This window comes from Streptomyces aureoversilis, from assembly GCF_042657885.1.
Lineage (GTDB): Bacteria > Actinomycetota > Actinomycetes > Streptomycetales > Streptomycetaceae > Streptomyces > Streptomyces aureoversilis.
Map to the genome: position 1 here is coordinate 348,166 of NZ_JBHSKJ010000001.1, position 25,862 is coordinate 374,027.

Here is a 25,862-nt window from a genome sequence, read left to right on the forward strand (position 1 = left end):
CGGCGCGAGAAGGAGGGCGGACATGCGCACCTCACCCCTGATCGCGGCGGTCCTCGCCGGCTGCCTGGCGGTCCCCGCGACGGCCTGGGCGTCACCCGCCCGGCCCCCGTCCGCGCGCGCCTGTGCGCTCAAGGGCACGACGGGATGGACGGACGAGGGCCACGACACCGACCCCGCCCGCTTCCGGCACGCCACCGGCACCCACCGCGTCCTGACCCTGTTCGCCGACTTCCCCGACGCGCGGGCCACCGGCCCCACCGCCCCGTACGCCGCCCACCTCGCCCCCGCCGCCGACTGGCTGCGCAAGGCCTCCTACGGGCGGGCGCGGCTGGAGATCACGCCGCTGCACCGCTGGATCCGGATGCCGGCGCCCTCCGCCTCCTACGGCTTCCAGCGCGGCCTCACCTTCGAGGCCCACGAGCGCTACCTCCGCGACGCGGTCACGGCCGCCGATCCGTACGCGGACTTCTCCCGCTACGACATGGTGTACGTCGTCCCCGCGAGAGAAGCGTCCGCGATCTCCTTCTCCCCGACCTACCTCTTCGACCCCGCCACCCCCGGCGTCACGGCCGACGGCATCCGCATCCGATGGGCCGTCACCTTCGGGCAGGACATGTGGCGCTGGGGGCACAAGGTCGCCGCCCACGAGACCGGCCACGTCTTCGGCCTGCCCGACCTCTACGCCTTCACCGGCGAGACCCACCGCCACGTCGGCGGCTGGGACGTCATGGGCAACATCGCCGGCACCGCCCCGCAGTACCTCGGCTGGCACTCGTGGAAGCTCGGCTGGACGCGGGACGACCAGGTCGCCTGCCTCGCCGCCCCCGGCCGGCGCACGGTCCGGCTGACCCCGGTCGAACGGCCCGGAGGCACCAAGATCGCGGTGGTGCGCACAGGCCTGACGAAGGCCTACGTCGCCGAGTCCCGGCGCGCCGAGGGCAACGACAAGGACTCGCCGTCGGCCGGTGTCCTCATCTACGAGGTCGACTCCGCCACCCCCACCGGAGAGGGACCGGTCCGCGTCGTGAGGAGCCGGGCCCACGCCCCCGGAGAGTCCTTCACCGACCCCAAGGCGGGAGTTCGTATCGACGTGGTCGCGGGCGGCCGCGCCGGAGACGTGGTGCGCGTCGTCCGCCTGTCGCCCGGGGCGTTGTCAGTGGTCGGTGCGACGATCGTTCCGAACGCCACCGCCGCCCTGCCGCGGCTGCGTGTCGTGCCCCCTGGAGCGAGGAAGAGGAGCAAGTCCCGTGCGCATCGTGGTCAGTGAGTTCATGAGCCTGGACGGCGTCGTGCAGGCCCCCGGCGGCCCGGAGGAGGACACCGACGGCGGATTCGCCCACGGCGGCTGGTCGCACCCGTTCTTCGACCCGGAGACGGTGGGCGGCGCCTTCGACGACGCGCTGTCCAACGCCGAGGCGCTGCTGTTCGGCCGCCGCACCTGGCAGACGATGGCCGCGGCGTGGCCCGAGCGCGCCGGGGACCCCTTCGCCGACCGGATGAACGCCCTCCCCAAGTACGTGGTCTCCGAGACGCTGAGCGACGCCGACCTGACCTGGGACAAGACCACGCGCATCCCCGGTGGCGAGGCCGTCGCCCGCATCCGGGAACTGCGCGGGAAGGAGGGCGGCGATCTGCTGGTCATGGGGAGCCCCACGCTCGTGCGCACCCTCCTGAGCGAGGGCCTCGTCGACGAACTCCGCCTCATGATCATGCCGGTGCTCCTCGGCGGCGGAAAGTCGCTCTTCCCCGAGGACGGCGCGCAGCACACGCTGGAACTGGTCTCGACGGTCACCAGCAGCGCGGGGGTGCAGGTGAGCACGTACCGGCCGGTCGCCGAGGGGCGGTAGGGCAGCGGCCCGCCGGGCCGGGCCCTCGGCCTTGATCCGCTCCGGGTCAGACGATCGGGGCGGCGAGGTTCGGGAGTACGAGGACGTCCTGGCCCAGGAGGGAGACGGCCAAGGTGCCGTTCGAATTCACACCGGCCACACCCCCCAGTACGGAGGAGTTGATCTCGGCGTGTGCAGGCGCCGCCAGTGCCGCCGATCCGGCGGTGATCAGGGCGGTGGCGGCGAAGGCGGTCAGGACGCGTCGGACGGTGGCCTTCATGGGCTCTCCCTCGGTGATCAGGTGCAGGGACGAGTCGAGTCCTTTCCGTCCGGTGGTCCGACAAACGGCGGCCGCTCGGTGCGCGGCAGTGTGCGCCCGGCGCACGCCCAACTGCACTGCGCCCTCACAGGGTTGGCGCGGTGTCATACCGTCAGGCCCGCGGTTCCCGCGCCGGAACGGTCATGAGGCGGTGGTAGTACCCGGGTGCCTGGTGGGCTTCGCCGACCGGCCGGCCGTCCACCTCCACCCACGCGTGCGCACGGAACGGGCTGGTGCGCACCCCGGTGCACCAGTCCGGCCAGACGCCTCGCATCCGGCACAGCAGCGCGGTGGCGACCGAGCGCTGCAGACAGCCTTCTCCGGCGCAGCGCGGGCTGAGCGCGGTGACCGCCCGGCGGGCGGCAAGGGCCTGCTCGGCGGTGGCCGGCGCCGCCCCGTTGCGGACGGCGGTCAGGACGCGGCGGATGCGGCGGGGCGGCAGCAGGACGAGCAGCCGGGCGACGGCGACGGCCAGGAACACCGGCGGTCGGCGGTGCCACGGGACGGCTGCCCGGTCGCCGCGGTCCGGGATCATGGCCTGGCTCATGCCGGCACCATGCCGTCGTCGCGGGTGCCCGTGGCGGAGACGGCGCGGCGCAAGCTCAGGGGCATGGCAAACCTCCGGTGGCGGATGTGCAGGGTCGGACCACGACTCGGCGGTCCCTGCCCGGGCATGGACCCGTCACGCCGGCCGGCGGCACCGTCCACCCGAAAGAGTGGTGGACAGTGAGGTGTGACGGGCGTCCGATGCGATCAGGGCCGGGTCGGCTCAAGGCGCGTGGCGTACCACCGGGTTGCGGCCTCAGTCGAGAGCGTCGAGCAGCTCGCGCTCGCGCCCGGCGCTGAGGCCGGCCCGCCGTTCCCGGTCCAGCCCCTGCTCGCGTTCCCACACCAGGGTGTCCGCCAGCAGTTCCGCCCGGGGGCGGTGGCGCAGCCCGGCGGCGGATGCGGCCGATCCGTCCCGGTCCGACCACCCCTCCCACCCGGGCTCGACGAGCCACATCGGCAGCGACTCCGGCCCCATGTACTCGGCCACGCCGTTGTTGAGCAGCCACGCCGAGTCGGCGCGGACCAGCGGCCCCGTGTGCCCGCCCGCGCTGCGGGACATCTCGATCCACTCCTCGAACGGGAGGACCGGACCGACCGCGTTGTACGTGCCGGTGGTTCCCGCCTCCGCGGAGTCGAGCAGCCAGGCGGCGAGGTCCCGTACGTCGATCACCTGCGTCGGCATGGCGGGCGTGTCGGGAACCAGCATGGGCCCGTGGGGATCGCGCGCGGCGCGGGCCACCCAGTAGCCGCAGCGCCCGCTGGGATCGCCCGGGCCGCCGATGAGACCGGCGCGCGCGATGAGGAGGCGGTCGCCCACTGCGGCCGTCGACGCCTGCTCGCAGGCGGACTTCGCCTCGCCGTACAGCTCGCGGCCGACCTCGTCCCGGTCGGTCGGCGTCAGCAGCTCCGCGGACTCGTCCGCGCCCGGCAGGCCGTGGGAGGCGTAGGCGCTGGCCGAGGACACGTAGGCCCAGTGCGCGGCCCTGCCGCCCAGGGCCCGGAGTGCCTCGCGGACGAAGCGGGGCTGCCACGACACCTCGACGACCGCGTCCCACTCGCGGTCGAGCAGCGGATCGTACGCCGAAGGATCGCGCCGGTCCGCGGCCACCAGCACCGCCCCGTCCGCCACTTGCCCGCTCTCGCCGCGTGCGAGACACGTCACCCGGTGGCCGCGCTCGAGCGCCTGCCGCGACACTTCCCGGCCCAGCCATGCCGTCCCGCCCAGTACCAAGATCTCCATGCGGTCACTCAAGCACCGCGCACGCCGGACACCAAGGGGATCTGCTGCGGGCAGACCCGGGAACCGGGCAGGGGCGGAGGGGGCGCCGGCTGATCGCGCTGTTACATCGTCCACGTTGTGTATCGGAACGGTAACCGGCTGAGGTCTTCGCGGAACGGGCTCCGTACAGGGGGGAGACGGCCCCGGGAGGGAACCGGGGCCATGGCTGGGGGGATCTCCTATGTTCCGCAAGAGCACTGCAGCGATCGTGACGTCGGCCGCCGCCGGGGCCCTGTTGCTCACCGCCTGCGGAGGAGGCGGTGACGGCAAGGACTCCTCGGCGCCGGCCACATCGGCCTCCGCCGGTGCCGCCGCCCGGGCGGGCGCGAACGCCGACGCCCAGTCCGGCGGGCAGGCGCTGAACTTCCTCGGAGGCACGGCGAAGAAGAACAACGCCCAGCCCATGACGGGCGACTGGGCGAACGAGCCCGGAAAGCCCGCCACGAAGCCCGAGGCGCAGCGCTGGGTGCAGCTCTCCGCGTCCAAGGCGGGCAGCCTGGACCCGGTCGTGGTCAACGGCGCCGGCTTCACCCTCTACCGCTTCGACAAGGACACCGCGAAGCCGTCGAAGTCCGCCTGCAACGGCGACTGCGCGGTCACCTGGCCGCCGGTCGTCGTCGCCCAGGGCGGCAGGGTCTTCCTCGACGGCGTCGACAAGTCGAAGGTAGGCACCGTCAAGCGGGACGACGGCACCCTCCAGGTCACCGTCGGCGGCTGGCCCGTCTACCGCTTCGGCAAGGACACCAAGCCCGGCGACACCAAGGGCCAGGGGGTCGGGGGCACCTGGTTCGGCGTCACCCCCGACGGCAAGAAGGCCGGCGGCGGCGCGGGCGGGGGCACGGGGAGTGGCAGCGGCAGCGGAAGTGGTAGTGGCAGTGGCAGTGGCAGCGGCGGCGGAAGTTCGCAGGCCAAGCCCGCCACCAGCGTCGTCCTCTTCGACGACCGCAACTTCGGCGACCCCGCGCAGGGCCTGGCCGGCAAGGGCTGCCAGAACGTGGCCCGGGACAACGTTGCCTCCTCCCTCCAGGCCCAGGGCAGCCTGAAGATCTGGTCCGGACGCAACTGCACCGGCAAGTCCAAGGTCGTCGGCGGCGATGTCGCCGACCTTGCCACGATCGGCTTCGACAACGACGTCTCCTCAGTCTTCTTCGGCTGAGCCGGGCCGCGCCGAACCCGATGGGCCCGCCTGCAACGGGCCCATCGGCTGCGCCGGACGTCGAGCGCCCCCGCTCCCTCGCGCCCGCCCATGACGTCGGCCACCGCTAGCGTACGGCCATGAACATGCACATCCGTGAATTCGCAGAGTCCGACTGGCCCCAGGTGTGGGAAATCATCCGGGACGTCGTCCAGGAGCGGAAAACCTTTGTCTACGACCCGGAGATGACCGAGGCGGACGCCCGCATGTGGGTCGAGGAGCCGCCCGGGCTGACCGTCGTCGCCGTCGAGGGCGAACGCGTCCTCGGCACCGCCAAGATGGGACCGAACCGGCCGGGCCCCGGCTCCCACGTGTCCACCGCCAGTTTCATGGTGGAGGCCGGCTCCCGCGGGAAGGGCGTGGGCAGGGCCCTGTGCCAGTTCGCGGTGGACTGGGCGGAGGAGCGCGGCTACGCGGGAATGCAGTTCAACGCCGTGGTCGAGTCCAACCACGCCGCGGTGGACCTTTACAAGCGCCTCGACTTCGCCGTCCTCGGGACCGTTCCCGGTGCCTTCATGCATCCCGAACTCGGGCCGGTGGGCCTGCACCTCATGTACCGCCGACTCTGAACGAAAGCGGGCGCAACGGTGTCCGAGTGCCCGGTGGGTCCGGCTCCCCGAGCCGAACCCACCGGACGGCCGAACTCGCCCTGCCCAGTCGCCCTCCCGGCTCCGGGGCACCTCTACCTCCGGGGCGACACCCCGAGGTCGTGCCGCATGGCAGTCCTCATGACCCGGAGCAGTTCCCAGACCGCGTGCTGCGCCCGGGCCGCGGAGTCCAGCGTCTCGCCCGGCCCGGGCTCATGGCGTTCGAGTCGCTTGACCTGCCCGTAGACCTCGTTCAGGGCTTGGTTGACCGCGTGCGCCCGCGTGAGGACGTCGTCGGGGGCGATCATCTGCGCTTCGGAGTACCGGTCCCGGTGGGCGTTCTTCGCCTCGTCCAGCGTGTCCCTGTCGGCGTCCTCGACGTCGCGTTCCCGCATGACGTGCAGGTGGCGGTTGAGCGCCGTGGTGAACTGCCGGGCGTCCCGGTTGAGCTCTGTGTAGCAGGCACGGCGGAGCGAGCGGTTCTCGCGGATCTCCTCATGGCTGCGAACGAGCTCTATTTCCCGGCGCTTCGCGCGTTCGGAGCCGCGCTGGGTGAGCAACGCCCCGCCCAGGGTACCTCCGACACCGGCCACGGCGATGACCACTGAACTGAGATCCATCGGTGCACTCTATGCGTGTCGTCAGCCTCGGGGGCGGGGCCGGGGCCGGGCCGGCAGATCGGGGCCGGTCACCGGTCTTCGTGGTGCCGGTGGCCCGGGTGGCGGAGGCGTACCCAGATGTCCCTGGCGCGGCGGCCGGCCTCGGTGCGGCTTCCGGCGACCAGGACCCGGGCCTCTTCCGCGGATTCCACCATCGGCCCCGAGCCGCGCAGCGGCCTGCCCGCCGTCTCGTGGAGGAAGAACGCCGAGACGAGCCCGATCACGCCCGCCGCCATCAGGTAGTACGCGGGGATCATTGCGTCGCGGGTCGTTTCGAGGAGGGCGGAGACCGCCAGGGGAGTGGTGCCGCCGAAGAGCGACACGGAGATGTTGTAGGAGACGGACAGGGCCCCGTAGCGCAGCCGGGTCGGGAAGAGCGCCGGCAGGGTCGCGGCGGCCGTGCCCGCGAAGCACACCAGCAGCAGTCCGAGGATCAGGCAGCCGAAGGCCGGGAGGAGCGCCCCGCCGGCGCGGACCAGGAGCATCGAGGGGTAGGCGAGGGCGATCAGGGCGGCGCTGCCGGCCATGAACATGGGCCTGCGCCCCCACAGGTCGGAGGAGCGGCCCACGACGGTGATGGTGAGGGCCACCAGGACCATGGTGCCGAGGATGAGCAGCTGTGCGGTGGTGGCGTCCTTCTTCAGCGTCTCGGTCATGTAGGTCGGCAGGTACGAGGTGACCATGTAGCTGGTGACGTTGTAGACGACGACCAGCCCCATGCAGATCAGCACCGCCTCCCAGTGCCTGGTGAAGATCTCCTTGAGCCGCCCGTGGCCGGACTGGCGCGCCTGCTCGATGTCTTCCTCGACCTTTTCCTCCTCGGAGGTCGTTCCGGAGGCGGCGCCCGGCGTCCGTGCCCGGGCGGCCTCGGTCTCCGCGCGGAAGGCGGGGGTCTCTTCGAGCCGCATCCGCATGTACAGGCCGATCAGTCCGAGGGGCCCGGCGACGAGGAAGGGCAGGCGCCATCCCCAGTCGGTCATGCCGTCGGTGCCCAGGACCGCGGTGAGCACGGTCACGAGACCCGAGCCGAGCGCGTAGCCGACGAACGTGCCGAAGTCCAGCCAGCTGCCGAGGAACCCGCGGCGGGTGTCGGGCGCGTACTCGGCGATGTACGTGGTGGCTCCGGCGTACTCGCCGCCCGTGGAGAAGCCCTGCACCAGACGGCAGATGAGGAGCAGGACGGGGGCGACGAAGCCGGCCGTCGCGTAGACCGGCAGGAAACCGACCGCGAACGTGCTCACCGCCATCATGATCATCGTGGCGGCGAGCACGCGCTGGCGTCCGATGCGGTCGCCGAGCGGGCCGAAGACCAGGCCGCCGAGGGGCCGGACGAGGAAGGCAGCCGCGAAGGTGGCGAAGGCGGAGACGACCTGGGCGCCGGGCGAGGTGGAGGGGAAGAAGACCCTGCCCAGGGTGACCGCCATATAGGCGTACACCCCGAAGTCGAACCACTCCATCATGTTGCCGAGTGCGGCGGCGAGCACCGCGCGGCGGACCTGGGGGCGGTCGGTGACCGTGACGTCCTCGATGTTCAGGGACTTCTTGCGGCGCCGCAGCAGGGTGCGGAGCATCCGGTCGGTGGCGGTCGCGCCACCGCGCGCAGGGACGCGGTGCCCGGGCTTCGGGGTCTTCTTGCGATCGGGGCTCACACTCACCTGCCGGCGGGTCGGGGGTCCGGGCGCTGAGGCTCCTGGGGCGTACAGAGACGCATGGGCCGAATCCTGTGGTTTATGCATTGAACATCGCCCGGCCCCCGGCAGCCCCGTGACCCGCCGGGGGAACGGTCGCGTCCCCCTGCCCATCCGTCGCGCCCACACCGGCGAGAGCCGCGTCACGCCCGCCGGGTGAGCCTCCCTGCTTTGAGTGGATTGTCCGGTGACAGGGCTTGTGCCCGCAATGCGTCGGGTCGTCAACTACTACCGTCCGTACGGCGTTTGGGGCCACCACCGCGTAGCCTCGCCCGTCGGGGTCCTTCAACGGGGCTCCCCGTACGGAGCAGAAAGAGATCGAGGCGTGGTGAGCTCGTGGTGAGCAGCAGGACGGATGCGGATGCGGATACGGGTACCGGCATACGCGGACGGGCGGGGGCCCGGGGAGCGGCGGACCCGGGCGCGACGGCCGCCGGGCGGGGCGGCGGCAGGCCCAGGTGGCCGGGCACGGTGGCCACGATGCTGCTCACACCGGCACTCCTGGCCGCCGTCTCGTGGCTGAACCCGCCGGACGACATGCTGCTGCTGTTCGCCGGGTTCGCCCTGACGGTGGTCATCCTCATCGCGGCCTGGTGCATGTGCGGCCCGGGACCGGGCGCGGGCATGGCGGTCCTCGGCTTCTCCTTCGTCCTCTTCGCCGGCCCGGCCCTGGACGACTACGTCCTGGGGCAGCGCGGCACCGTCCACGAGGCGCTGGTCGCCGACGTCTCCACGTACTACCGCAAACACGGCAATGAAGGGCGCACCTGCTCGGTCGTGTGGTCCGCTTCGGGGGAGACGCACAGGGCCGAGGTCGGCGACCGCAAGGGCTGCGACGAAAGCCTCGGGCAGGGCGACAAGGTCACGATCGTCACGGACCCGGAAGGCTGGCTGAGGCCGCGCCTGGGCAGCGACGCCCCGGGGCTGTCGCCGGGCACGGCCTGGACCTGCGGGGGCCTGCTGGCCGGGATGGAGGCGTTCATCCTGTACGGCCGCTTGAGGCGGCGCCGCGCCTGACGGCCGTACGCGCGGTGTTGTCAGTGGCTGCGCCCATAGTGGGTTTCCGGGGAGCGGGACGGGCACCAGGCGGGCAGGTGACGGCCGGACCGACGGCCCGGCAGGTGACGGCCGGAACCCTGGCCGGATCGACGCGCAAGGAGGCAGCCGCATGAGGGGGACGTTCGAGGTGGACACCGGGGACGGCCGCCCGCCGTCGGGGGACGCCTCCGAGCGGGCCGCGGCGGTCCGCGAGGCGATGGAAGGGCTGCTGCAGATCCGGCGGCTGATGAACGGCCACCTCACGGACCCGTCGTCCGGCCCCGCCGACTGGGAACGGCGTCAGCCGGTGCGTGCCGTCGCCCTCGTCCTCGAAGCCGCCGGCATCCCGCCCTCCGCTCGCGACGCCGACGGGCAGCGCTCCGCGACCGGCTACCGCGTCCGTCCGGGGGAACAGCCGGGGAGCGTACGGGTCGAGTGGCTCGGCCCGCCGGGCAGCGGGGCCGCCGCCCAGCAGCACGAGGCCCTCCAGCGCTGCGCCCGCGTTCTGGAGGGCCTGGGGTGGCCGGCGCTGGAGTACCGCGGGGCGCGCCGGCAGCGCTGGCTCGAAGCCGAGCCCGTCACGTAGCGGGCCGTGTGGACCGCTGCGAGGCGTCATATGGCGGCGAGGCCACCCGGAGGCCTTCGGGACGCCCACCGGGCATGGGGAGGCATCGCCCCCGCCGCCGCCCTTCCCACCGCCCCTGCCGCACCGCTCCCCAGGAGGTCGCGCAGCAGCCGGGTGGCGGGCAGGGCCTCGTGCAGATAGACCTGTTCTCCGCGCTGCTCGACGGCCGCGAGCAGCGCGCGGAAGGTCTCACCCGCCTCCTCGGGCCGCCCGGCGCGGTGCTGCGCCTCGCCGAGCAGGCCCAGATGGAGGGGGTGGCGCAAGAGCGTGCTGGAGCGGCGCAGTTCGGCCAGGGAGACGTGCATCAGGGCGAGGCCGTCGTCCTCCCACCCCGAGTGCGTCAGGCCCCATCCTTCGAGCAGGCCCAGCATCGCCTTCCAGTAGAGCAGCCCGTGTTCGCCCGCCAGGCGGGCGCCTTCGGCGCCGGAGGAGCGGGCCGTACGGGCGTCGCCCTCCCAGGCCGCCACGACCGCGTCCACGTAGAGGGCGAAGGACCGGTCGGAAGGCCTGCTGTCGTACTCGGTCAGGTGCAGAAGCTCGCGCCGGCGCGCAGCCGCGGTCCGCCGGTCGCCGAGGAGCCAGTGGGTGAACGTGTTGTACGAGCGGCAGGAGACGCGCGGGTCGTGCTGGAAGGTGCGGGCCAGCGCATGCCCTTCGCGGGCGTAGCGGTCCGCCATGTCCACCCCGTGCTCCAGCTCGGCGAGCGCCTGCGGCAGCCGCCCGCGGATGTGCAGCACGATGCCCTCGCCGTACGCCGCGCCGAGCACCGCCACGGGCTCCCGGGTCCGTTCCGCGAGGCCCCGCAGCAGGCCGGAGAACCGCCGTGAGGCGTCGTAGCGGCCGGTCACCAGATACGCCGCGCACAGCGCCCAGAGCACCGACGGGTCCTCGGGCGCCTCGGTGGCCGCGCTGAGGGCCCGGCCGTGCGCGAGCGCCGTCTCGGCCTCGGGGTGACCGTAGCCCCGGGTCGTGGCCAGCACCTGCCCGAGCTGGATGTTCAGCCGTCGTTCCAGGGGCAGGGCCGAGGGGTCGTCGTGGGGCAGCAGGCCGACCAGGTGCGCCGCCCGGCGCAGCCACGTCTCCACGCGCTCGTACGCCAGTTGCTGCTCGGCCTGGTCGGCGGCGCGCAGCAGCCGCGGGAGCGCCTGCGCGGGCGGCAGCGCACTCCCGGCGTGCCAGGTGTGGTGGGCCACCTGCTCGACGTCCCCGTCCCCCACCTGCCCGTGCCTGCGCGCGCACAGCGCCTCGGCGACCCGGGCGTGCAGCCGCTGCCGGTCCTCGCGCGCCAGCTCCTCGATGAGCGTCTCCTGGACCAGGGCGTGGGCGAAGTGGATCCGCTCCGGATGGTGCGGCTCCTCCCCGAGCAGCCCGGCGCGGATCGCCGACTCCAGCGCCCCGGCGACCGGTTCGTCCGCGGCGGCCGTGCGGTGCAGCAGGTCGGTGTCGACCTCGGAGCCGATGACGGCGCACAGCCGCAGCACCTGCAGCACCGGTTCGGGCAGCGCCGCGAACCGCTGGTGCAGCACCTCGCGCACCCCCGTCGGAACGCGCCTCAGCAGCACGTCCGCCGCGTCGGGCCGGTGCAGGCTGCGGGGGTCCCCCAGGAGGGAGAGGAGCTGCATGACGAAGTACGGGTTGCCCTCGCTGCGCCGGTGCAGCACTTCGACGACCTTCGGGTCCACGCCCGGCCCGGCCTGCGCCACGACGATGGCGGCGACGGCCTGCCGGGAGAGCCCGTCGAGCCGCAGCGTCTCGGTCCTGGGGCCGCGCAGGACCTCGGAGAGCATCCGGCGCATCGTGGCGTCGGCCTCGACCTCGAACTCGCGGGCGGTCAGCACGATGCCGAGCCGGTGGCCCTGGCGGCGCGTGCTCAGCAGCCGGAGCAGGTCGAGCGAGGCGGTGTCGGCCCAGTGCAGGTCTTCCAGGAACAGGACGAGCGGACGCTGCCCGGCCAGCGTGAGCAGGACCTCGCATACCGCGTCGTGGGTGAGGAACCGCGCCTGCCCCCAGTCGGAATCGGCGCCGGGCCCGCCGGTGCCGGGCCCGGCCGACCGCTCGGGCATGAGCGGGGCGAGGAGGCAGCCGAACGGTTCCGCCGCGCGGCGGAAGGCGTCCGGGCGGGTGACGGACAGCCGCCGGAGGACCTGCGTCCACAGCCAGTAGGGCGGTACGCCCTCGCTGAGGAAGCAGTGGCTCCAGATCACTTCCAGGTCCGCGCCGCCCCGGCTCGCGCAGACGGCCTCCAGCCGTGGGGCGAGTTCGAGGAGCAGCCGGGTCTTGCCGACTCCGGCGGGGCCGAGGACACCGGCCACGTGCCCGTGCCCGGACAGCGCGCTCGTCGCCGCGGCGGTCAGCCGCTGCAGCTCCTCGCTGCGCCCGGTGAACGGCGACTGGCCGAGGGGGAGCCCGGGCTCGGTGGTGTCGGTGGTGCCGGTGGCGTCGGGGGTGTCAGAGGTGCTGGTGGTATCGGTGGTGTCGGCTGTACGTGCTGCTCCGGTTGTTCCGGCTGCTCCGGTTGCTTTGGCTGTTCCGGCCCCTCCGCTGCTGTGGGTGGCCGCGGCCGTGCCGAGCTGCTCTCGCTCTGCGTTGCGTACGACGCGAATGGTGCCGTCCGCCGGGACGGTTCCGCCGGGCACGGCGGCGGCACCAGCCGTATCCGCCGTATCCGCCGCATCGACGGTATCGACTGCATCCGTCACGTGGTCCTCCGTGCCGCGGACCAGGGGATCGACGCGTCCGTGGCGCGATTCCTCGCCAGGGCCTCCCGTTCCCGGTTCTTGGCGGAGTATCGCCGTCCTGACGCGGCGGAGCGCGGCGGCCGTGCCCACGCCGAACTCTTCGGCCAGGTGGCTGCGCGTCCGTTCGTAGACCTCCAGAGCCTCGGCCTGCCGGCCGAGCCGGGACAGGGCGGTCATCAGGTGGCCGACGAGGCGCTCCCGCGCCGGATGGCGGCGCGCTTCCTGCTCGAGGTCGGCGGCCACCTCCTCGGCCGCTCCGAGGGCCAGCCGCGCTTCCGCGCAGGATTCCACGGCCGTGAGGCGGACGTGTTCCAGCCGTGTGCTCTCGTCACTGAGCGGCGGATGGCCGTCGAACTCCCCGTAGGGCGTGCCCCGCCACAGGGCCAGCGCCTGCGTGAGCCGGTCCCGCGCGGCGAGCGGGTCGCGTTGCTCCAACAGTCGCCGCCCTTCGGTGACCAGGAGCTCGAAGCGGCAGACGTCTATCCGCGCGGGGTCGAGTTCCAGGACGTAGCCGCCCGCCCGGTGGCGGAGCACCGGCGTACCGTCCGGCCCGGCCGCCGGCTGGAGGGCGCGGCGCAGGTGGGAGACGTGGCTCTGGAGCGTGGCGACGGCCCGGCGCGGCGGTTCCTCGCCCCACAGCTCCTCGACGAGCAGTTCCGTGGACACCACGCGGCCGGGGCGTATGAGGAGCAGGGCGAGCAGCGCCCGCCTGCGCGGGGGGCCGATCGGGAGGTCGTGCCCGTCGTGGCGCGCCGACATGGGACCCAGAACGCTCAGGAGGGGCTCGCTCGGGGCGGTGGCCGCCGGCTCGGTTGCCGGCGGGGCTGTCGGTGTCGGCTCCGGCGTCGGAGATGCGGGCATGTCGGTCCCAATCGTTCTCGCACACGCGACTGATGACGGGCGTCCGGCGCGGAGAGGCCGGTGCCTTACAAATCGGATCTTGGCATACGCACCAGGGCAATCCAAGATCACGACAAGCCATCGGCAAGCGCACGGCAAGCGAATGGCGAGGCTACTGCAGGGTCTTCGCCAGTACGGCCGAATCCGGCCGCAGGGGTCGGCAAGGAAACGTCAGTGGCACGGCCAGGGTGCCGCAAGGGCGGTGGCGCACGATGTCCGTCACCGGAACAGCCACTGCTATCGACGGCAAACGTGGCGTGGCACGAACGCGACGGAATCCCTCACGCCAACGGGGGTGGCGTGAGGGGTTCCGCTTTCCTCGTCCGGCAGGCCCGTCCGGCAGACCGTCCACAAGACACGTTCAGACAAGAAACGGAGGACCTTAGTGTCCAGTGCTCACACCGTCTTCCCCGTCCCCGAAGAGGTCGGACGCCTTTACGACCGCCTGACCGCGCTCGACACCGGCACGGTCGGCGGAAGTCTCCACCTCGGCTACTGGGACGCCGAGGACGACGGTGTGCCGCTCGTGGAGGCCGCCGACCGGCTCACCGACATGATGACGGACCGCCTGCACGTCGACGAGAACCACCGGGTCCTCGACATCGGCTGCGGGGTGGGGCAGCCGGCCATGCGGATCGCCCGGCGCACCGGTGCGCACGTCACCGGCATCTCCGTCAGCCGCGGGCAGGTCGCCCGCGCCACCGCGCTCGCCGACGCGGCAGGGCTCCGAGACCGCGTGGAGTTCCGCTACGCCGACGCCATGCGGCTCCCCTTCGAGGACAACTCCTTCGACGCGGCCATCGCCATCGAATCGATCTTCCACATGCCCGACCGCGAGCAGGTGTTCCGCGAGATCCGGCGGGTGCTGCGGCCCGGAGGCCGGCTGGTGCTGACCGACTTCTTCGAGCGGGATCCGATCCCGGCCGGGCTGCGCTCCGCCATGGACCGGTGCCTGCGGGACTTCATCATGACCCTGGCGCGGCCCGAGGACTACGTGCCCATGCTGAGCCGGGCGGGCCTGCGCTTCACGGAACTCCTCGACATCACCGAGGAGTGCGTGCGCCGGACGTTCGACCGGATGAGCAGGTCCCGCCGGGGAGAGGGAGGTCTGCGGACCGCGTTCGACGCGGCTGCGGGGGAGAAGTTCGGCCCCGCCGACATGATCGACGTCGACGAGTTCGGCGCTGTCCTGCTGGCCGCCCAGAAGCCGGTCTGACTGGCCGTCATACCTCGGGCGGGCGACTCGACCGCATGGAATCGGCCACCTCGCCCCCGGTGCCGGGACTCTCCGGTGCGCCGGTCCGGGGTGAGGAATATGCGGATAATCCCACCAGGTCAGCCCTGGTTGCCATCCTGAAGTACTCCGGAAACCGGTGCGGGTCGCACGAACCAGCACCCCCTCATGGCGCAAAGACGACGATGCCGTCCCGGTCACCTCGACCAACATCATCAGGCGCTGCTTCACTTGCGCGGCGGGAGCTCCAGTCGCCCGATCGGGCGACTTCAGGGGCTCCCTCTTGACGCATGCGCCGAGACGGAAGAGGGACCGGGATGTCGACCGCAGCGCACCGGCAGCAGCCGGAGCAGCCCGAACAGCACGCAGGCCGGGCCCAGCTCAGCCTGGGGATCGCCGCTGCGCGGAATCTGGCCAGCACCACCAAGACCGTCCCGCAGATGCAGGGCATCAGCTCCCGGTGGTTGCTGCGCATGCTGCCGTGGGTGGAGGTGAAGGGCGGCACGTACCGGGTCAACCGGCGCCTGGTGTACGAGGTCGGCGACGGCCGGATCACCTTCGTCCAGGAAGGCGCCGCGGTCAAGGTCGTCCCCGCCGAGCTGGGGGAACTGCCGCTGCTGCGCGGATTCCACGACGAAGGGACGCTGCGGGCGCTCGCGGAGCGCTGCCGGCAGCAGGAGTACGAACCCGGCCAGGTGATCGCCGAACGGGGCCGTCCCGTCGACCACGTCTACCTGATCGCGCACGGCAAGGTCGAGAAGGCCGGAACCGGCAAGTACGGCGAGGAGACCCGGCGCGGCGTGCTGGCCGACGGCGGGTTCTTCGGCGCGCAGGCCGTGGCCGAGGAGCCGGGCAAGTGGGAGTTCACGGCGCGCGCGATGACGGCGTGCACCGTCCTGGCCCTGCCCCGCTACGCCTACGAGGAGGTGGCGGGCCGCCACGAGGAGCTGCGGGCCCACGTCCGCCGGCGCCAGGCCGAAAAGGCGCGTCCGCAGAACAAGAAGGGCGAGGCGAACATCACCCTCGCCTCCGGGCACACCGGCGAGCCGGCCCTGCCGGGCACCTTCGTCGACTACGAGCTCTCCCCCCGCGAGTACGAGCTGAGCGTCGCCCAGACGATCCTCCGGGTCCACACCCGCGTCGCCGACCTCTACAACGACCCGATGGACCAGGTCGAGCAGCAGCTGCGCCTGACCATCGAGGCGCTGCGCGAGCGCCAGGAGTCCGAGCTCGTCAACAACCCCGAGTTCGGCCTGCTGCACAACGCCGACCACAGCCAGCGCATCTCCACCCACTCCGGCCCGCCCACGCCCGACGACATGGACGAGCTGCTGAGCATGCGGCGCGGCACCAAGGCCTTCTTCGCCCACCCCCGGGCCATCTCCGCCCTCGCCCGCGAGTGCAACAAGCGGGGCCTGTCCTTCGGCAGCGCCGACGTGAACGGCCACCCCGTGCCCGCCTGGCGCGGCGTGCCGATCCTCCCCTGCGGCAAGATCCCCGTCTCGGACGAGGGCACCTCCTCCATCCTCGCCATGCGCCTGGGCGAGGGCGAGCAGGGAGTGGTCGGCCTGCGGCAGACCGGCATCCCGGACGAGTACGAGCCCGGCCTGAACGTGCGGTTCATGGGCATCAACGACCAGGCCCTCATCTCCTACCTGGTCAGCACCTACTACTCGGCGGCCGTTCTCGTCCCCGACGCGCTCGGCGTCCTCGAGAACGCCGAGGTCTTCCACACCCCGTCCTGACGGGCACCCCACCCCCCGGAACGGAGAGAAGAACCTTGTCACTGCTGTCCCGGATCACCGCGCCGCCGGCTCACCACGACGTGGCGCGGCTCGTGGCCACGCTGCTCACCCACCGCCAGGGCGCCCGCCGGCCGGCACCGCAGGCGCTGCCCGGCACCACCCCTCGCCCGGCGGGCACCGTCCTGACCACCGGGCCGACGGGGCTGGGCACTTCCGCCGCCCGCCTCGCGGCGGCCGGGAAGGCCGAGGAGGTCGGCAGGGCCAACGCCCCGGGCTCCCCCGGCATCGCCGGTGCTTCCGCCGCTTCCGGCGCCGCAGCCTCGGACGGCCGCGGCACCGGCGTCCCCGAGCTGTACTGCCCGCCCGCGCTCCGCGACGACCCCGCGCTCGCCCGGGAGGTCAACGACCGGCTGGTGGACTGGGCGGACGAGGTCGGCATCTACGACGGACGGCTCGACCGCGTCCGCGCGGCCGACTTCGGCCGCCTGATGATGCTGGCCCACCCCGACAGCGACGACCCGGACCGGCTGCTGGCTGCGGGCAAGTGCGCCCTGGCCGAGTGGGCCACGGACGACTACTACTGCGACGACGAGACCATGGGCTCCCGGACCGAACTCCTCGGCTCCCACCTCGGCCTCGCCTACACGGCCGTCGACCCCTCCCACCTCCCGGCCCGCTACGCGCCGGCGTGGGAGGAGGAGATGCGGCAGGACCCCGTACGGGTCGCCCTGCGCTCGGGCCTGGACCACCTGTCCCGCTACGCGGAGCCCTCGCAGGTCGCCCGGCTGCGGCACGAGGTCGCCGTCCTCTTCGTGGGCTACGAGCAGGAGGGCTCGTGGCGCTCCCAGGGCCGTATGCCCGGAGTCAGCGAATACCTGGCTCACCGTCAGATCAACAGCTTCCTCCCCTGCATCGCACTCGCCGACGTGGTCAGCGGCTACGCGCTGCCCGCCTCCGTATACGCCGAACCGCGCGTGCGCCGCGCCGTGACGATGGCCGCCACGGCCGCCACGCTCGTCAACGACCTGTACTCGATGACGAAGGAACACGACTCCTCGGGCGTGGAGTTCAACCTCCCCGTCGTGATCGCCGAGGAAGACGGCTGCTCGCTGCGCGAGGCGATCGAGCGGAGCGCGGAGATCCACGACGAGCTCGTGCACACCTACGAGACGGAGGCCGCGGCCCTCGCCCTCACCGGAACGCCCGAGCTGCGCCGGTTCCTCGGGGGAGTCTGGGCCTGGCTCGGCGGCAACCGCGAATGGCATGCCGGAAGCCCCCGCTACAACGGCGCGTGAGCCCGGCCCTCTCGGCTGCCGCCCCCGGACATCCACAGCACGTCCCCTGCACATCCACGCGATACCGCGCATGCGACACGTTCAGCGCATTCCACGCTCTATCGCCATCGCCATCGCCATCGCCATCGCCATCGCCATCGCCATCGCCATTGCCACACGCATGCCGCAATCTGTAAGGAGCACCCACCCATGACGACCACGCCCGCCCCCGCCGCGTCCACCGGCGTCCTGCGCACCGCGTACCAGAAGTCCGTGGCGGAGTACTGGAACAACGAGAAGGACCCGGTCAACCTGCGCCTCGGCGACGTCGACGGCCTCTACCACCACCACTACGGGCTCGGCGACTACGACCCCTCCGTCCTGGACGGCCCCGAGGAGACCCGGGACCAGCGCATCATCGAGGAACTGCACCGGCTGGAGTCGGCACAGGCCGACGTCCTCCTCGACCACCTCGGCCCCATCGCCCCGGACCAGCGCGTCCTGGACGCCGGCTGCGGCCGCGGAGGCACCAGCATCATGGCCAACGCCCGCTTCGGCTGCCGCGCCGACGGCGTCTCCATCTCGCAGGCCCAGGTCGACTTCGCCAACGAGCAGGCCCGCAAGCGCGGCGTGGACGACAAGGTCCGCTACCACTTCGCCAACATGCTGGACACCGGCCTGCCCACCGGCGCCTTCCAGGGCATCTGGAACAACGAGTCCACCATGTACGTGGACCTGAACGAGCTCTTCGCCGAGCACGCCCGCCAGCTGGCCTACGGCGGCCGCTACGTCACCATCACCGGCTGCTCCAACGACGTGACGGGCCTGCGCTCCAAGGCCGTCAGCCGCATCGACGAGCACTACACCTGCAACATCCACCCCCGCAGCGCCTACTTCAAGGCCATGGCCGCCAACGGCCTCGTGCCCATCAACGTCGTCGACCTCACGGCCGCGACGATCCCCTACTGGGAGCTGCGCGCCCAGTCCTCCCTCGCCACCGGCGTCGAGGACCCCTTCCTGACCGCGTACAAGGAGGGCAGCTTCCACTACCTCCTGATCGCGGCCGACCGCATCTGACGCGAGCACGCGCGGGGACCGGGCGAAGGCCGTTCCGGCCCCGGCCCCGCCCCGTGGCGGGCTGAGCCGAGCGGATCAGCGCACCGAAGTCGTCGCGTGTGCCCGCTCGAAGAGCCCCTCGGCCTCGTTGATCGCCCGTGCCAGGGCTTCGGGCTCCGGCCGGAGCCCGGACACGATCGCGTCGATGCCCCGTAGACCGGCCTGCTGCAGGAGCCGCTTCTCGTTGGTGACCCATTCGCCGCGCGCCGCGAGCACCGCATGCCCCGTCTGCATGGCGGCGACGGCCAGCGCGCCCGCGACCTCGGCGGCCTGGCCGCGCCCGACGTACGCGCCCTTGGCGTAGTGGAGCGTCAGGGCCGCCCGCTCCCGCCACATCCGCGGGGCCGCCTCGCGGAGGGCCTGCGGGTACTCGGGGCGGGGCAGGGTGCCGCGCAGCACCTGGTTGACGGCGAGTTCGGCGACCACGAGGTAGCTGGGGATGCCCGCGAGGTGGAACATCAGCGGTTCCCAGTGGAAGCGGCCCTGCCGGGCCTCGGCGAGTTCATGCTCGACGACGTCGAGGTCGCGGTAGTGCACGTCGACGTGCCGGCCGTCGATCGTGAGCCACGCCCCGCCGTTGAAGACGCCGCCGCCCCAGCCCCCGATCCCGGAGACCTCGCCTTCCCAGCCGACGGCACGCAACTCGGCCGGATCGAAACCACCGCGGTAGTACACGGCCAGGTCCCAGTCGCTGCCGGGTGTGTGGGTGCCTTGGGCGCGCGAGCCGCCGAGCGTGACGGCGCGTACGGCGGTCAGGGCCGCGAGCCGGCCGGAGACGTGGTCGAGGAAGAGCTTGTCGTCGGTCATGGGGATCCGATCCTGAGAACGCGTGAGAAGTGGACGACAGGCGATGTGGGCACACCGGACGAACGCCGGAGCAGAGGCTCGGACGGCGTGAGGTGATTCGATGTGCCGGGGCGTGTCATCACTTCATGACGCAGACTGTACCTGCCCGGCCACCGACGAGGCGCCCGGCGCACTCGGCCGGCCTGCGCTTCCGGCAGCGAGTGCTGCGACCAGTCGCATCACTCGGTCCGGGCTGGTGCAACTCTGCCTGTTCGCCCAGTGCGCGTTGCGCTGGGGCACCTTGCCCCCTCGTCGGCGAGCCTGTATCAAGGAAGGGTTGCGCTTTCCGTAGGCAAAGAGAGGCGTACCCTTGCGGAAACAAGAGAACGTCGGATTGCCGGAAGTACAGCACGGCCGGGACTCAACCCAAAAGAATGCACGCGAGAGCGGGCCACTCCAGAGGCTTATCGGCTTGCAGAGTGCCGCGGGTAACGCGGCAATTGTTCAGATGCTCCGTCGGGCCGACCGTCCCTGGACCAGGGAACAGCATCAGCAAGCCGCGCAGCCTGACGCGCAGAGCTCTGCTGTCCATGAGGTACTGCGCAGTAGGGGTCGCCCGCTGGCCGATTCCATCCGCAGTGACATGGAGAACCGCCTCGGAGCTGATTTCTCCGATGTGCGCATTCACGACGACAGCGCCGCCAAAGCCTCGGCCGCTGAGGTCGGCGCCCGTGCATACACCTCCGGCAGCCACGTAGTCATCGGCGACGGTGGTGGGGACAAGCGCACCCTCGCTCACGAACTCACCCATGTAGTTCAACAGCGTCAAGGTCCCGTCGCCGGCGCGGACAACGGATCGGGGCTGAAGGTCTCCGACCCTTCCGACCGGTTCGAACGTGAAGCGGAAGCCAATGCCGCACGAGCGATGGCCGGTTCGGCTCCGCCCCAGGAAGTCCAGCGTGTGACTCGATCGTACTCTTCGTCGAATGGTGACACACCGCTCCAGCGGATGGCCAAGGGGAATGCGAAAGGGGCGAGCGGCGGAAAGCAAGGAGGTGGAAATCAGGGAGGTGCAAAGAAGGGCAAGCCGGCCGGCGCGGTGGCTGAGAATTCCGGCGGTCCGCAGGAAGACATTGAGCTGATTTCCAGGACCGTCGGTGAGCGCAAGGTGCGAGTCGTCATGGACAGTCACCAGAACAAGCACCAGTCGTCGCCTATTGGGGAACTCAAGGCGTACACGGGGGGCCGGGGCACCAAGTTTAAATCGCATGTGGATCTGAACTGGCACAGGGTCAACTCGGCAGAATATCCTGTGCGTTGCATCCCCGCACTCTTTGGCGAGGCGAATACCGAAGAGCTTATATGGTCCCCGATGGGGCCGGGGAAGTTCACAGCAAAGAAGGTGGCCGTGGACGTCAACGGACAGGCTGTCATCTTTGACGCCATCGCGACTGTCGGGGATGGAACAGTTACTGTTGACTACCACTGCAACCCGCCATCATAGGGTGCGTTGGTGAAGGTTTCAGGTGACGCCCCGACATATCGGTCGGGGCGTCACCTGTTCCTGGCCCTGGGTGCGTCGGCTGTTCAATGTCGTCCGCCGCCCCGGCCGCACCTGGGCAGTCCGGTGAGGTGGATGCCCAACGTTCAGTCAGCTGTGCGGGCGGACATGGAGGTCGAGTCCGCTGGTGCCCGGCGTCTCCACGCCCGGCAGGAGGCGCATGTCATGGTCGTAGTCGCCGCCGGTGAGCGTCCGGTAGGGGACCGGGGCGTCCGTGAAGAGGCCGTCGAGACGGCGCGCGTACTCCCGCTTCGCCGCCTCGAACCGCTCCTCCGGCAGGTCGTTGGCGCGGTACACCCCGAACGGTTCGAGCGGCGTCATGCCCGTGAACCAGAACAGGCCGTGCTGCACCGGGTGGAGGACGTCCGCGAGGCGCCCGTGAATGCCCCGGTCGGAGAACGACGATTCCCGGGCGCCCGCCGTCACCGACACCAGCGCCCGCCGCCCTCCGAGGGCGCTCTCGGAGTAGGGCGGAGGGAGGGTCGGGCCATAGCCGAAGCCGGCGGTGAACACCCGGTCGACCCAGCCCTTGAGTATCGCGGGCATGGAGAACCACCACATCGGGAACTGCAGGATCACCGCGTCCGACCAGCGCACCTTCTCCTGCTCGGCCGCGACGTCGGCGGACAGCCGGCCCGCCAGCGTGGCCCGCTCGGAGGCGGCCATCACGTGCAGCCGCCCGTCCCCGGGTTCGTCGGGGAAGTCGTCGGCGTCGACCGTGGCCTTCCACTTCATCGCGTAGAGGTCGGAGACCCGCACCTCGTGGCCCGCGGCGCGCAGGTGCTCGGTCGCGAAGGCGGCCAGGGAGGTGGTGAGCGAGCGGGGCTCGGGGTGGGCGGTGACGAGGAGGATCTTCTTTTGCTGCTGCTGCGGTGCGGAGTCGTTCATGCAGCTACGTTCTCCCGGCCGCGCCCGGGTAGCCAGCACCCTGTTTTACCTGCGGATCCGTAATCCTGGTACTGCCAGGGCCACGCATACTGGAGCGTATGAACGGCGTGGACGGCAGTCACATCGGAGGAGTCGGCGGGGTTGACGGGGTTGGCGGCGATGCCCAGCGGGCGCTCGGCGGATTCCTGCGCGCCCGCAGGGGGCGCGTCTCACCCGAACAGGTCGGGCTCGCAGGCGGTCGCCGCCGGCGGGTGCGCGGGCTGCGCCGCGAGGAGCTGGCCCAGCTCGCCGGCATCAGCGTGGACTACTACGTCCGCCTGGAGCAGGGCCGGGCCACCCAGCCGTCCGCGGAGGTGCTCGACGCGCTCGCGGGGGCGCTGGGCCTGGACGCGGCGGAGCGCAAGCACCTGGACACGCTCGCCGGCGCCAGGCGCGACCCCGTGCCCAGGGCGGAGGTCAGCCCCCTCCTGCAGCGGGTGCTGGATTCCCTGGAGCGCTTCCCGGTGTTCGTGACGGACCACCGCATGGACGTGGTGGCCTGGAACGCCCTGGGCGCCGAACTGATCGGCGGCGCGCCCGGGCAGGGGAGCCGCGACCGTAACAACGCCAGGTACCTCTTCCTCGACCCGGCCTCCCGCGCCGTCCACCCCGACTGGGAGATGAGGGCGGCGGAGGCCGTGGGCCAGCTACGGGTCGCTGCCGGCCGCTACCCCGACGATACGGACCTGTCCGCCCTCATCAACGAACTGTCCGCGCACAGCGCCGACTTCGGGAGGATCTGGGCCACCGGAGAGGTCGTGATGTGCGCAGCGGGCCGCAAGCGGCTTCGTCACCCCGAGGCCGGGCTGCTCACCCTGGACTTCGAGACGCTGCACGTCCCGGCGGCGCCCGGTGAGACGGGGCTGGTGGTGCACGTGTTCAGCGCCGAGGAGGGCAGCGAGGAGGCGTCGGCCCTGGCCCGGCTGACCCGGCCGGCCACGGCCGTGACGGATGTGCCTGTTCCGGTCTGACGACCGCCTTCGTCCGGGCCCCTCGAGCGCCAAGGCGTGTCCGATGGGTCATGCGGCCGGGCCCACATCGGCATCTTTCCGCTCGCTCGGGGAGGAGCTCGTTACGCCTCATGCGTCCCCCTGCCCAGTGCGCACGCCGTCCAGCGCTCATGCACGCCTCTTTCAGGGCAGTTGGGGCTGGCCTACGTTCGTGAACCGTACTGTTCGTCCCTGTGCAGAAAGGGTCCTGTGGAGCGTATGCGTCCTGTCCTGTCCCTGGCGGTCCCCGCCGTGCTCGCCTTCGCGGTCCTCGGCCCGGCCTCCCCTGCCGGGGCCGCTGATCACGGTGGCCCGGTGCCCTCCGGTGACGCTGTCGTCGGTGGGCTGCTGTCGAACCTCGGCTCCAAGAACGCCGACGGCCACAGCAACACCTGCGGCGGTCCCCGGACCAACGTGGCGGGCCACACCGAGTGCGTCACCGACCATGGCCCGGACCACGGGAAGGGCTCTGCGGGGGAGGCCGGCGCCGCGCACTTCGGGGGAGTCCTGTCGAACGTCGCGTCCGGCAATGCCTCCGATCACAGCAATTCCTGCGGGAACGGCCTGGTCAGCGTCCTCAGCCACACCACCTGCGTGGTGAACGACCACCGGTAACAGCCCTGCCGAAGGTACGTGCGCGACGGAGAGAGGCGCTCATTGGCCCCCAAGGGCCCGCAGTCAGCTGCGGAAGAGCAGGCCCGTATCGAGATCCTGGACCCCACGCAGTGGCCACTCCTGCGTGAGCTCCGTCTGCGTTCCCTCAGCCACACGGGCACCCTGCTGGACGGGGTACGCGAGGCCGAGGCCGCTCTTCCACCGTCCCACTGGCAGGAACTACTGGCCACATCGGTCTTCTGGCAGGCCGGCGTGGACGATTCCCCGGTGGGCACGGCCCGCTACACACCCCAGGCCGGGTACGGTCACGGCGGCAGCCTGTGGGTGGACCCTCAGGGCAGAACCCGCGGCCTGGCCCGCCGGCTCATGCTCACCATGATCGACCACTCCCGCCGACGCGGCGACAGCGATCTGCGGGGCCAGGTCATTCCGGCGAACAGGCCGGCGGTACGGCTCTTCCGCAGCGTGGGAGCGGTCCCCACCGGATGGCTCAAGCCCCGGACCAACCCGCCACACATCCTGCGCATCGAAATGAGCATCCCCCTCTGAAGACCGTCCGGCGAACTGCTGACGGATCCACAGCCGGATCGCGGCGACAGTGACCGTGCCGTGAAAGACGAACGCTCTCTTGTCATACCGGGTCGCCACGGCCCGGAAGCCCTTGAACGCGTTGATGGTCCGCTCGACTTCGTTCCTGCGGGCATAGCGCATCCGGTCGAAGCCAGCGGGCCGGCCGCCTTGACTACCACGGCGCCGGCGGTTGGCCCGCTGGTCCCGGCGCTCGGGAATCGTGTGCCGGATCTGCCGACGCCGTGGGTAGAAGCGATTCCGGCGGGAGCTGTACGCCTCTTGGTGGTAAGCCCGCCGCGCGAGCGGCCCACCGCCTCGTCGGGCCGATGCTGGACTGGCCGCCTGCGACGTCCTGGTATCGATGCCGGCCGGTGACGGGCCCCGGCGGCGTGCTGGTGGGCACGGCACACCGTGGAGTCCACGCCCAGGGGGCACGGGCACGTCACCCGACTCCTCGGACAGTCCCTACGGCGCCGTCCGGGGGCGCAACCGCACCCGCGCCGTGGTGGGCAGCGAAGCCGACGCGGCGCCCGGGTCCAGCGGGCGGAAGCCGAGACCGTCCGGGACCTCGTATTCCCAGTCCAAGGAGCGGGTGACCACGCCCGTCACCGGGTGGTCACGGTAGTACCGGGTCCAGTCGGCCCCGCTCCAGGTGAGGTCCGGGCCCTGGGCCGCCAGGCCCGACAGCCGGTGCCGCTCGTCGGCCACGGTCTTCTCGATGCGCTGCGCGAGGCTGCGAACGTAGTTGACGCTGTCGGCGTGGTGGCGCGCCTTGTAGCCGGTGGGGGTGCGGAACGGCGCTCCGGTCGTGGTGCCGGAGCCGTCCTCGTCGATCCAGACGACCGTCACCCGGCCGTTGTCGTGCAGGGTGATGACCGCGTCCAGCCAGGCGTTGATCCATACGGCCCCGCGCCCTATCCCGCCGATGGTGAGGGTGCCGTCGGGTTCCAGCCCGTGCCGGGGGACGGTTCGCTCGGCCAGCTCGTGCGGCGGCACGCCCAGCCGGGCGGCCGCCTTCTTCACGCACTTGACGAGGTGCCCCTGCGGGTGCCGGGCGGTCGGCACCTGGAAGTGCAGGGCCCACAGCGCCTCCATGGCCGCGAGCCCGCGCAGCTCGCCGAGGGCCGTGAAGGCCGCGCCGGCCAGTGCGTCGTCCGGGCGGTAGTAGACGTCCGTGGCGGCGGCGTTCTTCCGGGCGACCGTCGCCAGGTCGCCGACGAGTCCGTCGACGTCCCCGACCAGCCGGCCGGCGGCGAGCGTGAAGCCGATCGCCGCCGCCCGGGCGGGGGACTGCGGCTTGCCCATGCCGAGTTCCCGGATCACGCGCTCGTTGTCGGTCATGCCGTGCAGCGAACCGCCCACGGACAGTTCCCGGACGGCGGCGCGGACGAGCTCGCCCGCGCCGCCGGCCTTCAGGAGGACCTTGGTCCGGCGCTTCCACGCCACGTCGACCTTGTACCGGTGGTTCCAGAAGTCCACGGACGTGCCGAGGTGCAGGACGAGTTCCGTCAGCTCGGGGGACAGCCCCGTCAGCCGGTCCCGCATCCTCCGGCTCCAGTCGTTGCCGGGGTCGAGCAGGTCTTCCACGCGATCGGTCATGCGCCGATCCTGCCAAGGCCCACTGACAACACCCCCGGCACGG

At 71.8% G+C, this 25,862-nt stretch carries 22 protein-coding genes and 3 pseudogenes; 14 read left to right on the plus strand and 11 right to left on the minus strand.

The window, feature by feature from the left end; genetic code table 11:
* Positions 1-22: 22 nt before the first annotated feature.
* Entirely contained in the window at positions 23-1,267 is a 1,245-nt protein-coding gene (locus ACFPP6_RS01375) for a M6 family metalloprotease domain-containing protein (protein WP_382036042.1), read from the plus strand.
* Entirely contained in the window at positions 1,248-1,847 is a 600-nt protein-coding gene (locus ACFPP6_RS01380; RefSeq protein ID WP_382036045.1) for a dihydrofolate reductase family protein, read from the plus strand. The genes ACFPP6_RS01375 and ACFPP6_RS01380 overlap by 20 nt, the downstream gene beginning before the upstream one ends.
* Positions 1,848-1,893: 46 nt before the next feature.
* On the opposite strand, the gene ACFPP6_RS01385 is transcribed toward ACFPP6_RS01380, so the two are convergent.
* From ACFPP6_RS01385 to ACFPP6_RS01395, 3 genes are all read right to left on the minus strand, one after another.
* Positions 1,894-2,106 carry a hypothetical protein gene (locus ACFPP6_RS01385; protein WP_382036048.1) on the minus strand — a complete coding sequence of 71 codons (213 nt, stop codon included), beginning with the start codon at positions 2,104-2,106 and terminating at the stop codon, positions 1,894-1,896.
* Between the two features lie 151 nt (positions 2,107-2,257).
* Complete coding sequence (locus ACFPP6_RS01390; protein ID WP_382036051.1) at positions 2,258-2,692, minus strand: lasso peptide biosynthesis B2 protein; 435 nt, start codon at positions 2,690-2,692, stop codon at positions 2,258-2,260.
* A 255-nt stretch (positions 2,693-2,947) separates the two neighbouring features.
* A complete protein-coding gene (locus ACFPP6_RS01395; RefSeq protein ID WP_382036054.1) occupies positions 2,948-3,934 on the minus strand; it encodes an NAD-dependent epimerase/dehydratase family protein in 987 nt (328 codons plus the stop codon).
* A gap of 220 nt (positions 3,935-4,154) precedes the next feature.
* On the opposite strand from ACFPP6_RS01395, the gene ACFPP6_RS01400 reads away from it, so the two are divergent.
* Together ACFPP6_RS01400 and ACFPP6_RS01405 are read left to right on the plus strand one after the other, a co-directional pair.
* Positions 4,155-5,129 (plus strand): hypothetical protein, encoded by a 975-nt coding sequence (locus tag ACFPP6_RS01400; protein WP_382036056.1) that lies wholly within the window; start codon positions 4,155-4,157, stop codon positions 5,127-5,129.
* A gap of 119 nt (positions 5,130-5,248) precedes the next feature.
* The gene (locus ACFPP6_RS01405; RefSeq protein ID WP_382036059.1) at positions 5,249-5,737 is read left to right on the plus strand and encodes a GNAT family N-acetyltransferase; all 489 of its coding nucleotides are present in this window, start codon (positions 5,249-5,251) and stop codon (positions 5,735-5,737) included.
* Positions 5,738-5,850: 113 nt separating this feature from the next.
* Here ACFPP6_RS01405 and ACFPP6_RS01410 read toward each other — a convergent pair whose 3' ends face one another.
* Together ACFPP6_RS01410 and proP are read right to left on the minus strand one after the other, a co-directional pair.
* Complete coding sequence (locus tag ACFPP6_RS01410; protein ID WP_382036062.1) at positions 5,851-6,375, minus strand: hypothetical protein; 525 nt, start codon at positions 6,373-6,375, stop codon at positions 5,851-5,853.
* 68 nt (positions 6,376-6,443) lie between these two features.
* On the minus strand, positions 6,444-7,985 hold the full coding sequence (proP, locus tag ACFPP6_RS01415; RefSeq protein WP_382036766.1) for a glycine betaine/L-proline transporter ProP: 1,542 nt from the start codon (positions 7,983-7,985) through the stop codon (positions 6,444-6,446).
* Between the two features lie 597 nt (positions 7,986-8,582).
* Between proP and ACFPP6_RS01420 the strand changes: the two genes are divergently transcribed.
* The gene (locus ACFPP6_RS01420; protein ID WP_382036065.1) at positions 8,583-9,119 is read left to right on the plus strand and encodes a hypothetical protein; all 537 of its coding nucleotides are present in this window, start codon (positions 8,583-8,585) and stop codon (positions 9,117-9,119) included.
* Positions 9,120-9,270: 151 nt separating this feature from the next.
* Positions 9,271-9,726 carry a hypothetical protein gene (locus tag ACFPP6_RS01425; protein WP_382036068.1) on the plus strand — a complete coding sequence of 152 codons (456 nt, stop codon included), beginning with the start codon at positions 9,271-9,273 and terminating at the stop codon, positions 9,724-9,726.
* Positions 9,727-9,752: 26 nt separating this feature from the next.
* Here ACFPP6_RS01425 and ACFPP6_RS01430 read toward each other — a convergent pair whose 3' ends face one another.
* On the minus strand, positions 9,753-13,262 hold the full coding sequence (locus ACFPP6_RS01430; protein ID WP_382036070.1) for a BTAD domain-containing putative transcriptional regulator: 3,510 nt from the start codon (positions 13,260-13,262) through the stop codon (positions 9,753-9,755).
* A 526-nt stretch (positions 13,263-13,788) separates the two neighbouring features.
* Here ACFPP6_RS01430 and ACFPP6_RS01435 point away from each other — a divergent pair.
* The 4 genes from ACFPP6_RS01435 to ACFPP6_RS01450 all read left to right on the plus strand — a co-directional run bounded on the left by ACFPP6_RS01435 (position 13,789) and on the right by ACFPP6_RS01450 (position 18,733).
* Complete coding sequence (locus ACFPP6_RS01435) at positions 13,789-14,619, plus strand: SAM-dependent methyltransferase (RefSeq protein ID WP_382036073.1); 831 nt, start codon at positions 13,789-13,791, stop codon at positions 14,617-14,619.
* Between the two features lie 335 nt (positions 14,620-14,954).
* Positions 14,955-16,382 (plus strand): family 2B encapsulin nanocompartment shell protein, encoded by a 1,428-nt coding sequence (locus ACFPP6_RS01440; protein WP_382036076.1) that lies wholly within the window; start codon positions 14,955-14,957, stop codon positions 16,380-16,382.
* A 35-nt stretch (positions 16,383-16,417) separates the two neighbouring features.
* Positions 16,418-17,677, plus strand: a complete 1,260-nt coding sequence (locus ACFPP6_RS01445; protein ID WP_382036079.1) for a family 2 encapsulin nanocompartment cargo protein terpene cyclase — start codon at positions 16,418-16,420, stop codon at positions 17,675-17,677.
* 189 nt (positions 17,678-17,866) lie between these two features.
* On the plus strand, positions 17,867-18,733 hold the full coding sequence (locus tag ACFPP6_RS01450) for a geranyl diphosphate 2-C-methyltransferase (protein WP_382036082.1): 867 nt from the start codon (positions 17,867-17,869) through the stop codon (positions 18,731-18,733).
* Positions 18,734-18,808: 75 nt separating this feature from the next.
* Here ACFPP6_RS01450 and ACFPP6_RS01455 read toward each other — a convergent pair whose 3' ends face one another.
* Positions 18,809-19,579, minus strand: coding sequence for a nucleotidyltransferase domain-containing protein (locus tag ACFPP6_RS01455; RefSeq protein WP_382036084.1), 771 nt, complete (start codon positions 19,577-19,579; stop codon positions 18,809-18,811).
* Positions 19,580-19,928: 349 nt separating this feature from the next.
* On the opposite strand from ACFPP6_RS01455, the pseudogene ACFPP6_RS01460 reads away from it, so the two are divergent.
* A pseudogene (locus tag ACFPP6_RS01460) lies at positions 19,929-20,508 on the plus strand (eCIS core domain-containing protein); the annotation flags it as partial.
* Between the two features lie 701 nt (positions 20,509-21,209).
* On the opposite strand, the gene ACFPP6_RS01465 reads toward ACFPP6_RS01460, so the two are convergent.
* Positions 21,210-22,007: an NAD(P)H-dependent oxidoreductase gene (locus ACFPP6_RS01465; RefSeq protein WP_382036087.1), complete on the minus strand. Its 798-nt coding sequence runs from the start codon at positions 22,005-22,007 to the stop codon at positions 21,210-21,212.
* Positions 22,008-22,105: 98 nt separating this feature from the next.
* On the opposite strand from ACFPP6_RS01465, the gene ACFPP6_RS01470 reads away from it, so the two are divergent.
* The 3 genes from ACFPP6_RS01470 to ACFPP6_RS01480 all read left to right on the plus strand — a co-directional run bounded on the left by ACFPP6_RS01470 (position 22,106) and on the right by ACFPP6_RS01480 (position 24,199).
* Complete coding sequence (locus tag ACFPP6_RS01470) at positions 22,106-23,017, plus strand: helix-turn-helix domain-containing protein (protein WP_382036090.1); 912 nt, start codon at positions 22,106-22,108, stop codon at positions 23,015-23,017.
* Between the two features lie 237 nt (positions 23,018-23,254).
* Complete coding sequence (locus tag ACFPP6_RS01475; protein WP_382036092.1) at positions 23,255-23,650, plus strand: hypothetical protein; 396 nt, start codon at positions 23,255-23,257, stop codon at positions 23,648-23,650.
* Between the two features lie 42 nt (positions 23,651-23,692).
* On the plus strand, positions 23,693-24,199 hold the full coding sequence (locus ACFPP6_RS01480; RefSeq protein ID WP_382036095.1) for a GNAT family N-acetyltransferase: 507 nt from the start codon (positions 23,693-23,695) through the stop codon (positions 24,197-24,199).
* Between the two features lie 21 nt (positions 24,200-24,220).
* On the opposite strand, the pseudogene ACFPP6_RS36550 reads toward ACFPP6_RS01480, so the two are convergent.
* From ACFPP6_RS36550 to ACFPP6_RS01490, 3 genes and pseudogenes are all read right to left on the minus strand, one after another.
* Positions 24,221-24,496 (minus strand): annotated as a pseudogene (locus tag ACFPP6_RS36550) (IS5/IS1182 family transposase); the annotation flags it as partial.
* A pseudogene (locus ACFPP6_RS36555) lies at positions 24,475-24,642 on the minus strand (IS5/IS1182 family transposase); the annotation flags it as partial. The pseudogenes ACFPP6_RS36550 and ACFPP6_RS36555, both read right to left, overlap by 22 nt.
* Before the next feature lie 43 nt (positions 24,643-24,685).
* Complete coding sequence (locus ACFPP6_RS01490; RefSeq protein WP_382036098.1) at positions 24,686-25,819, minus strand: DUF4132 domain-containing protein; 1,134 nt, start codon at positions 25,817-25,819, stop codon at positions 24,686-24,688.
* Between the last annotated feature and the right edge of the window lie 43 nt (positions 25,820-25,862).

Bases quoted from the DNA above. Each gene is read 5' to 3' on its own strand.
- ACFPP6_RS01375 (WP_382036042.1), top strand. From the start codon at position 23: ATGCGCACCTCACCCCTGATCGCGGCGGTCCTCGCCGGCTGCCTGGCG.
- ACFPP6_RS01385 (WP_382036048.1), bottom strand. From the start codon at position 2,106: ATGAAGGCCACCGTCCGACGCGTCCTGACCGCCTTCGCCGCCACCGCC.
- ACFPP6_RS01390 (WP_382036051.1), bottom strand. From the start codon at position 2,692: ATGAGCCAGGCCATGATCCCGGACCGCGGCGACCGGGCAGCCGTCCCG.
- ACFPP6_RS01395 (WP_382036054.1), bottom strand. From the start codon at position 3,934: ATGGAGATCTTGGTACTGGGCGGGACGGCATGGCTGGGCCGGGAAGTG.
- ACFPP6_RS01400 (WP_382036056.1), top strand. From the start codon at position 4,155: ATGTTCCGCAAGAGCACTGCAGCGATCGTGACGTCGGCCGCCGCCGGG.
- ACFPP6_RS01405 (WP_382036059.1), top strand. From the start codon at position 5,249: ATGAACATGCACATCCGTGAATTCGCAGAGTCCGACTGGCCCCAGGTG.
- ACFPP6_RS01410 (WP_382036062.1), bottom strand. From the start codon at position 6,375: ATGGATCTCAGTTCAGTGGTCATCGCCGTGGCCGGTGTCGGAGGTACC.
- proP (WP_382036766.1), bottom strand. From the start codon at position 7,985: ATGCTCCGCACCCTGCTGCGGCGCCGCAAGAAGTCCCTGAACATCGAG.
- ACFPP6_RS01420 (WP_382036065.1), top strand. From the start codon at position 8,583: ATGCTGCTCACACCGGCACTCCTGGCCGCCGTCTCGTGGCTGAACCCG.
- ACFPP6_RS01425 (WP_382036068.1), top strand. From the start codon at position 9,271: ATGAGGGGGACGTTCGAGGTGGACACCGGGGACGGCCGCCCGCCGTCG.
- ACFPP6_RS01430 (WP_382036070.1), bottom strand. From the start codon at position 13,262: ATGTCGGCGCGCCACGACGGGCACGACCTCCCGATCGGCCCCCCGCGC.
- ACFPP6_RS01440 (WP_382036076.1), top strand. From the start codon at position 14,955: ATGTCGACCGCAGCGCACCGGCAGCAGCCGGAGCAGCCCGAACAGCAC.
- ACFPP6_RS01450 (WP_382036082.1), top strand. From the start codon at position 17,867: ATGACGACCACGCCCGCCCCCGCCGCGTCCACCGGCGTCCTGCGCACC.
- ACFPP6_RS01455 (WP_382036084.1), bottom strand. From the start codon at position 19,579: ATGACCGACGACAAGCTCTTCCTCGACCACGTCTCCGGCCGGCTCGCG.
- ACFPP6_RS01465 (WP_382036087.1), bottom strand. From the start codon at position 22,007: ATGAACGACTCCGCACCGCAGCAGCAGCAAAAGAAGATCCTCCTCGTC.
- ACFPP6_RS01470 (WP_382036090.1), top strand. From the start codon at position 22,106: ATGAACGGCGTGGACGGCAGTCACATCGGAGGAGTCGGCGGGGTTGAC.
- ACFPP6_RS01475 (WP_382036092.1), top strand. From the start codon at position 23,255: ATGCGTCCTGTCCTGTCCCTGGCGGTCCCCGCCGTGCTCGCCTTCGCG.
- ACFPP6_RS01490 (WP_382036098.1), bottom strand. From the start codon at position 25,819: ATGACCGATCGCGTGGAAGACCTGCTCGACCCCGGCAACGACTGGAGC.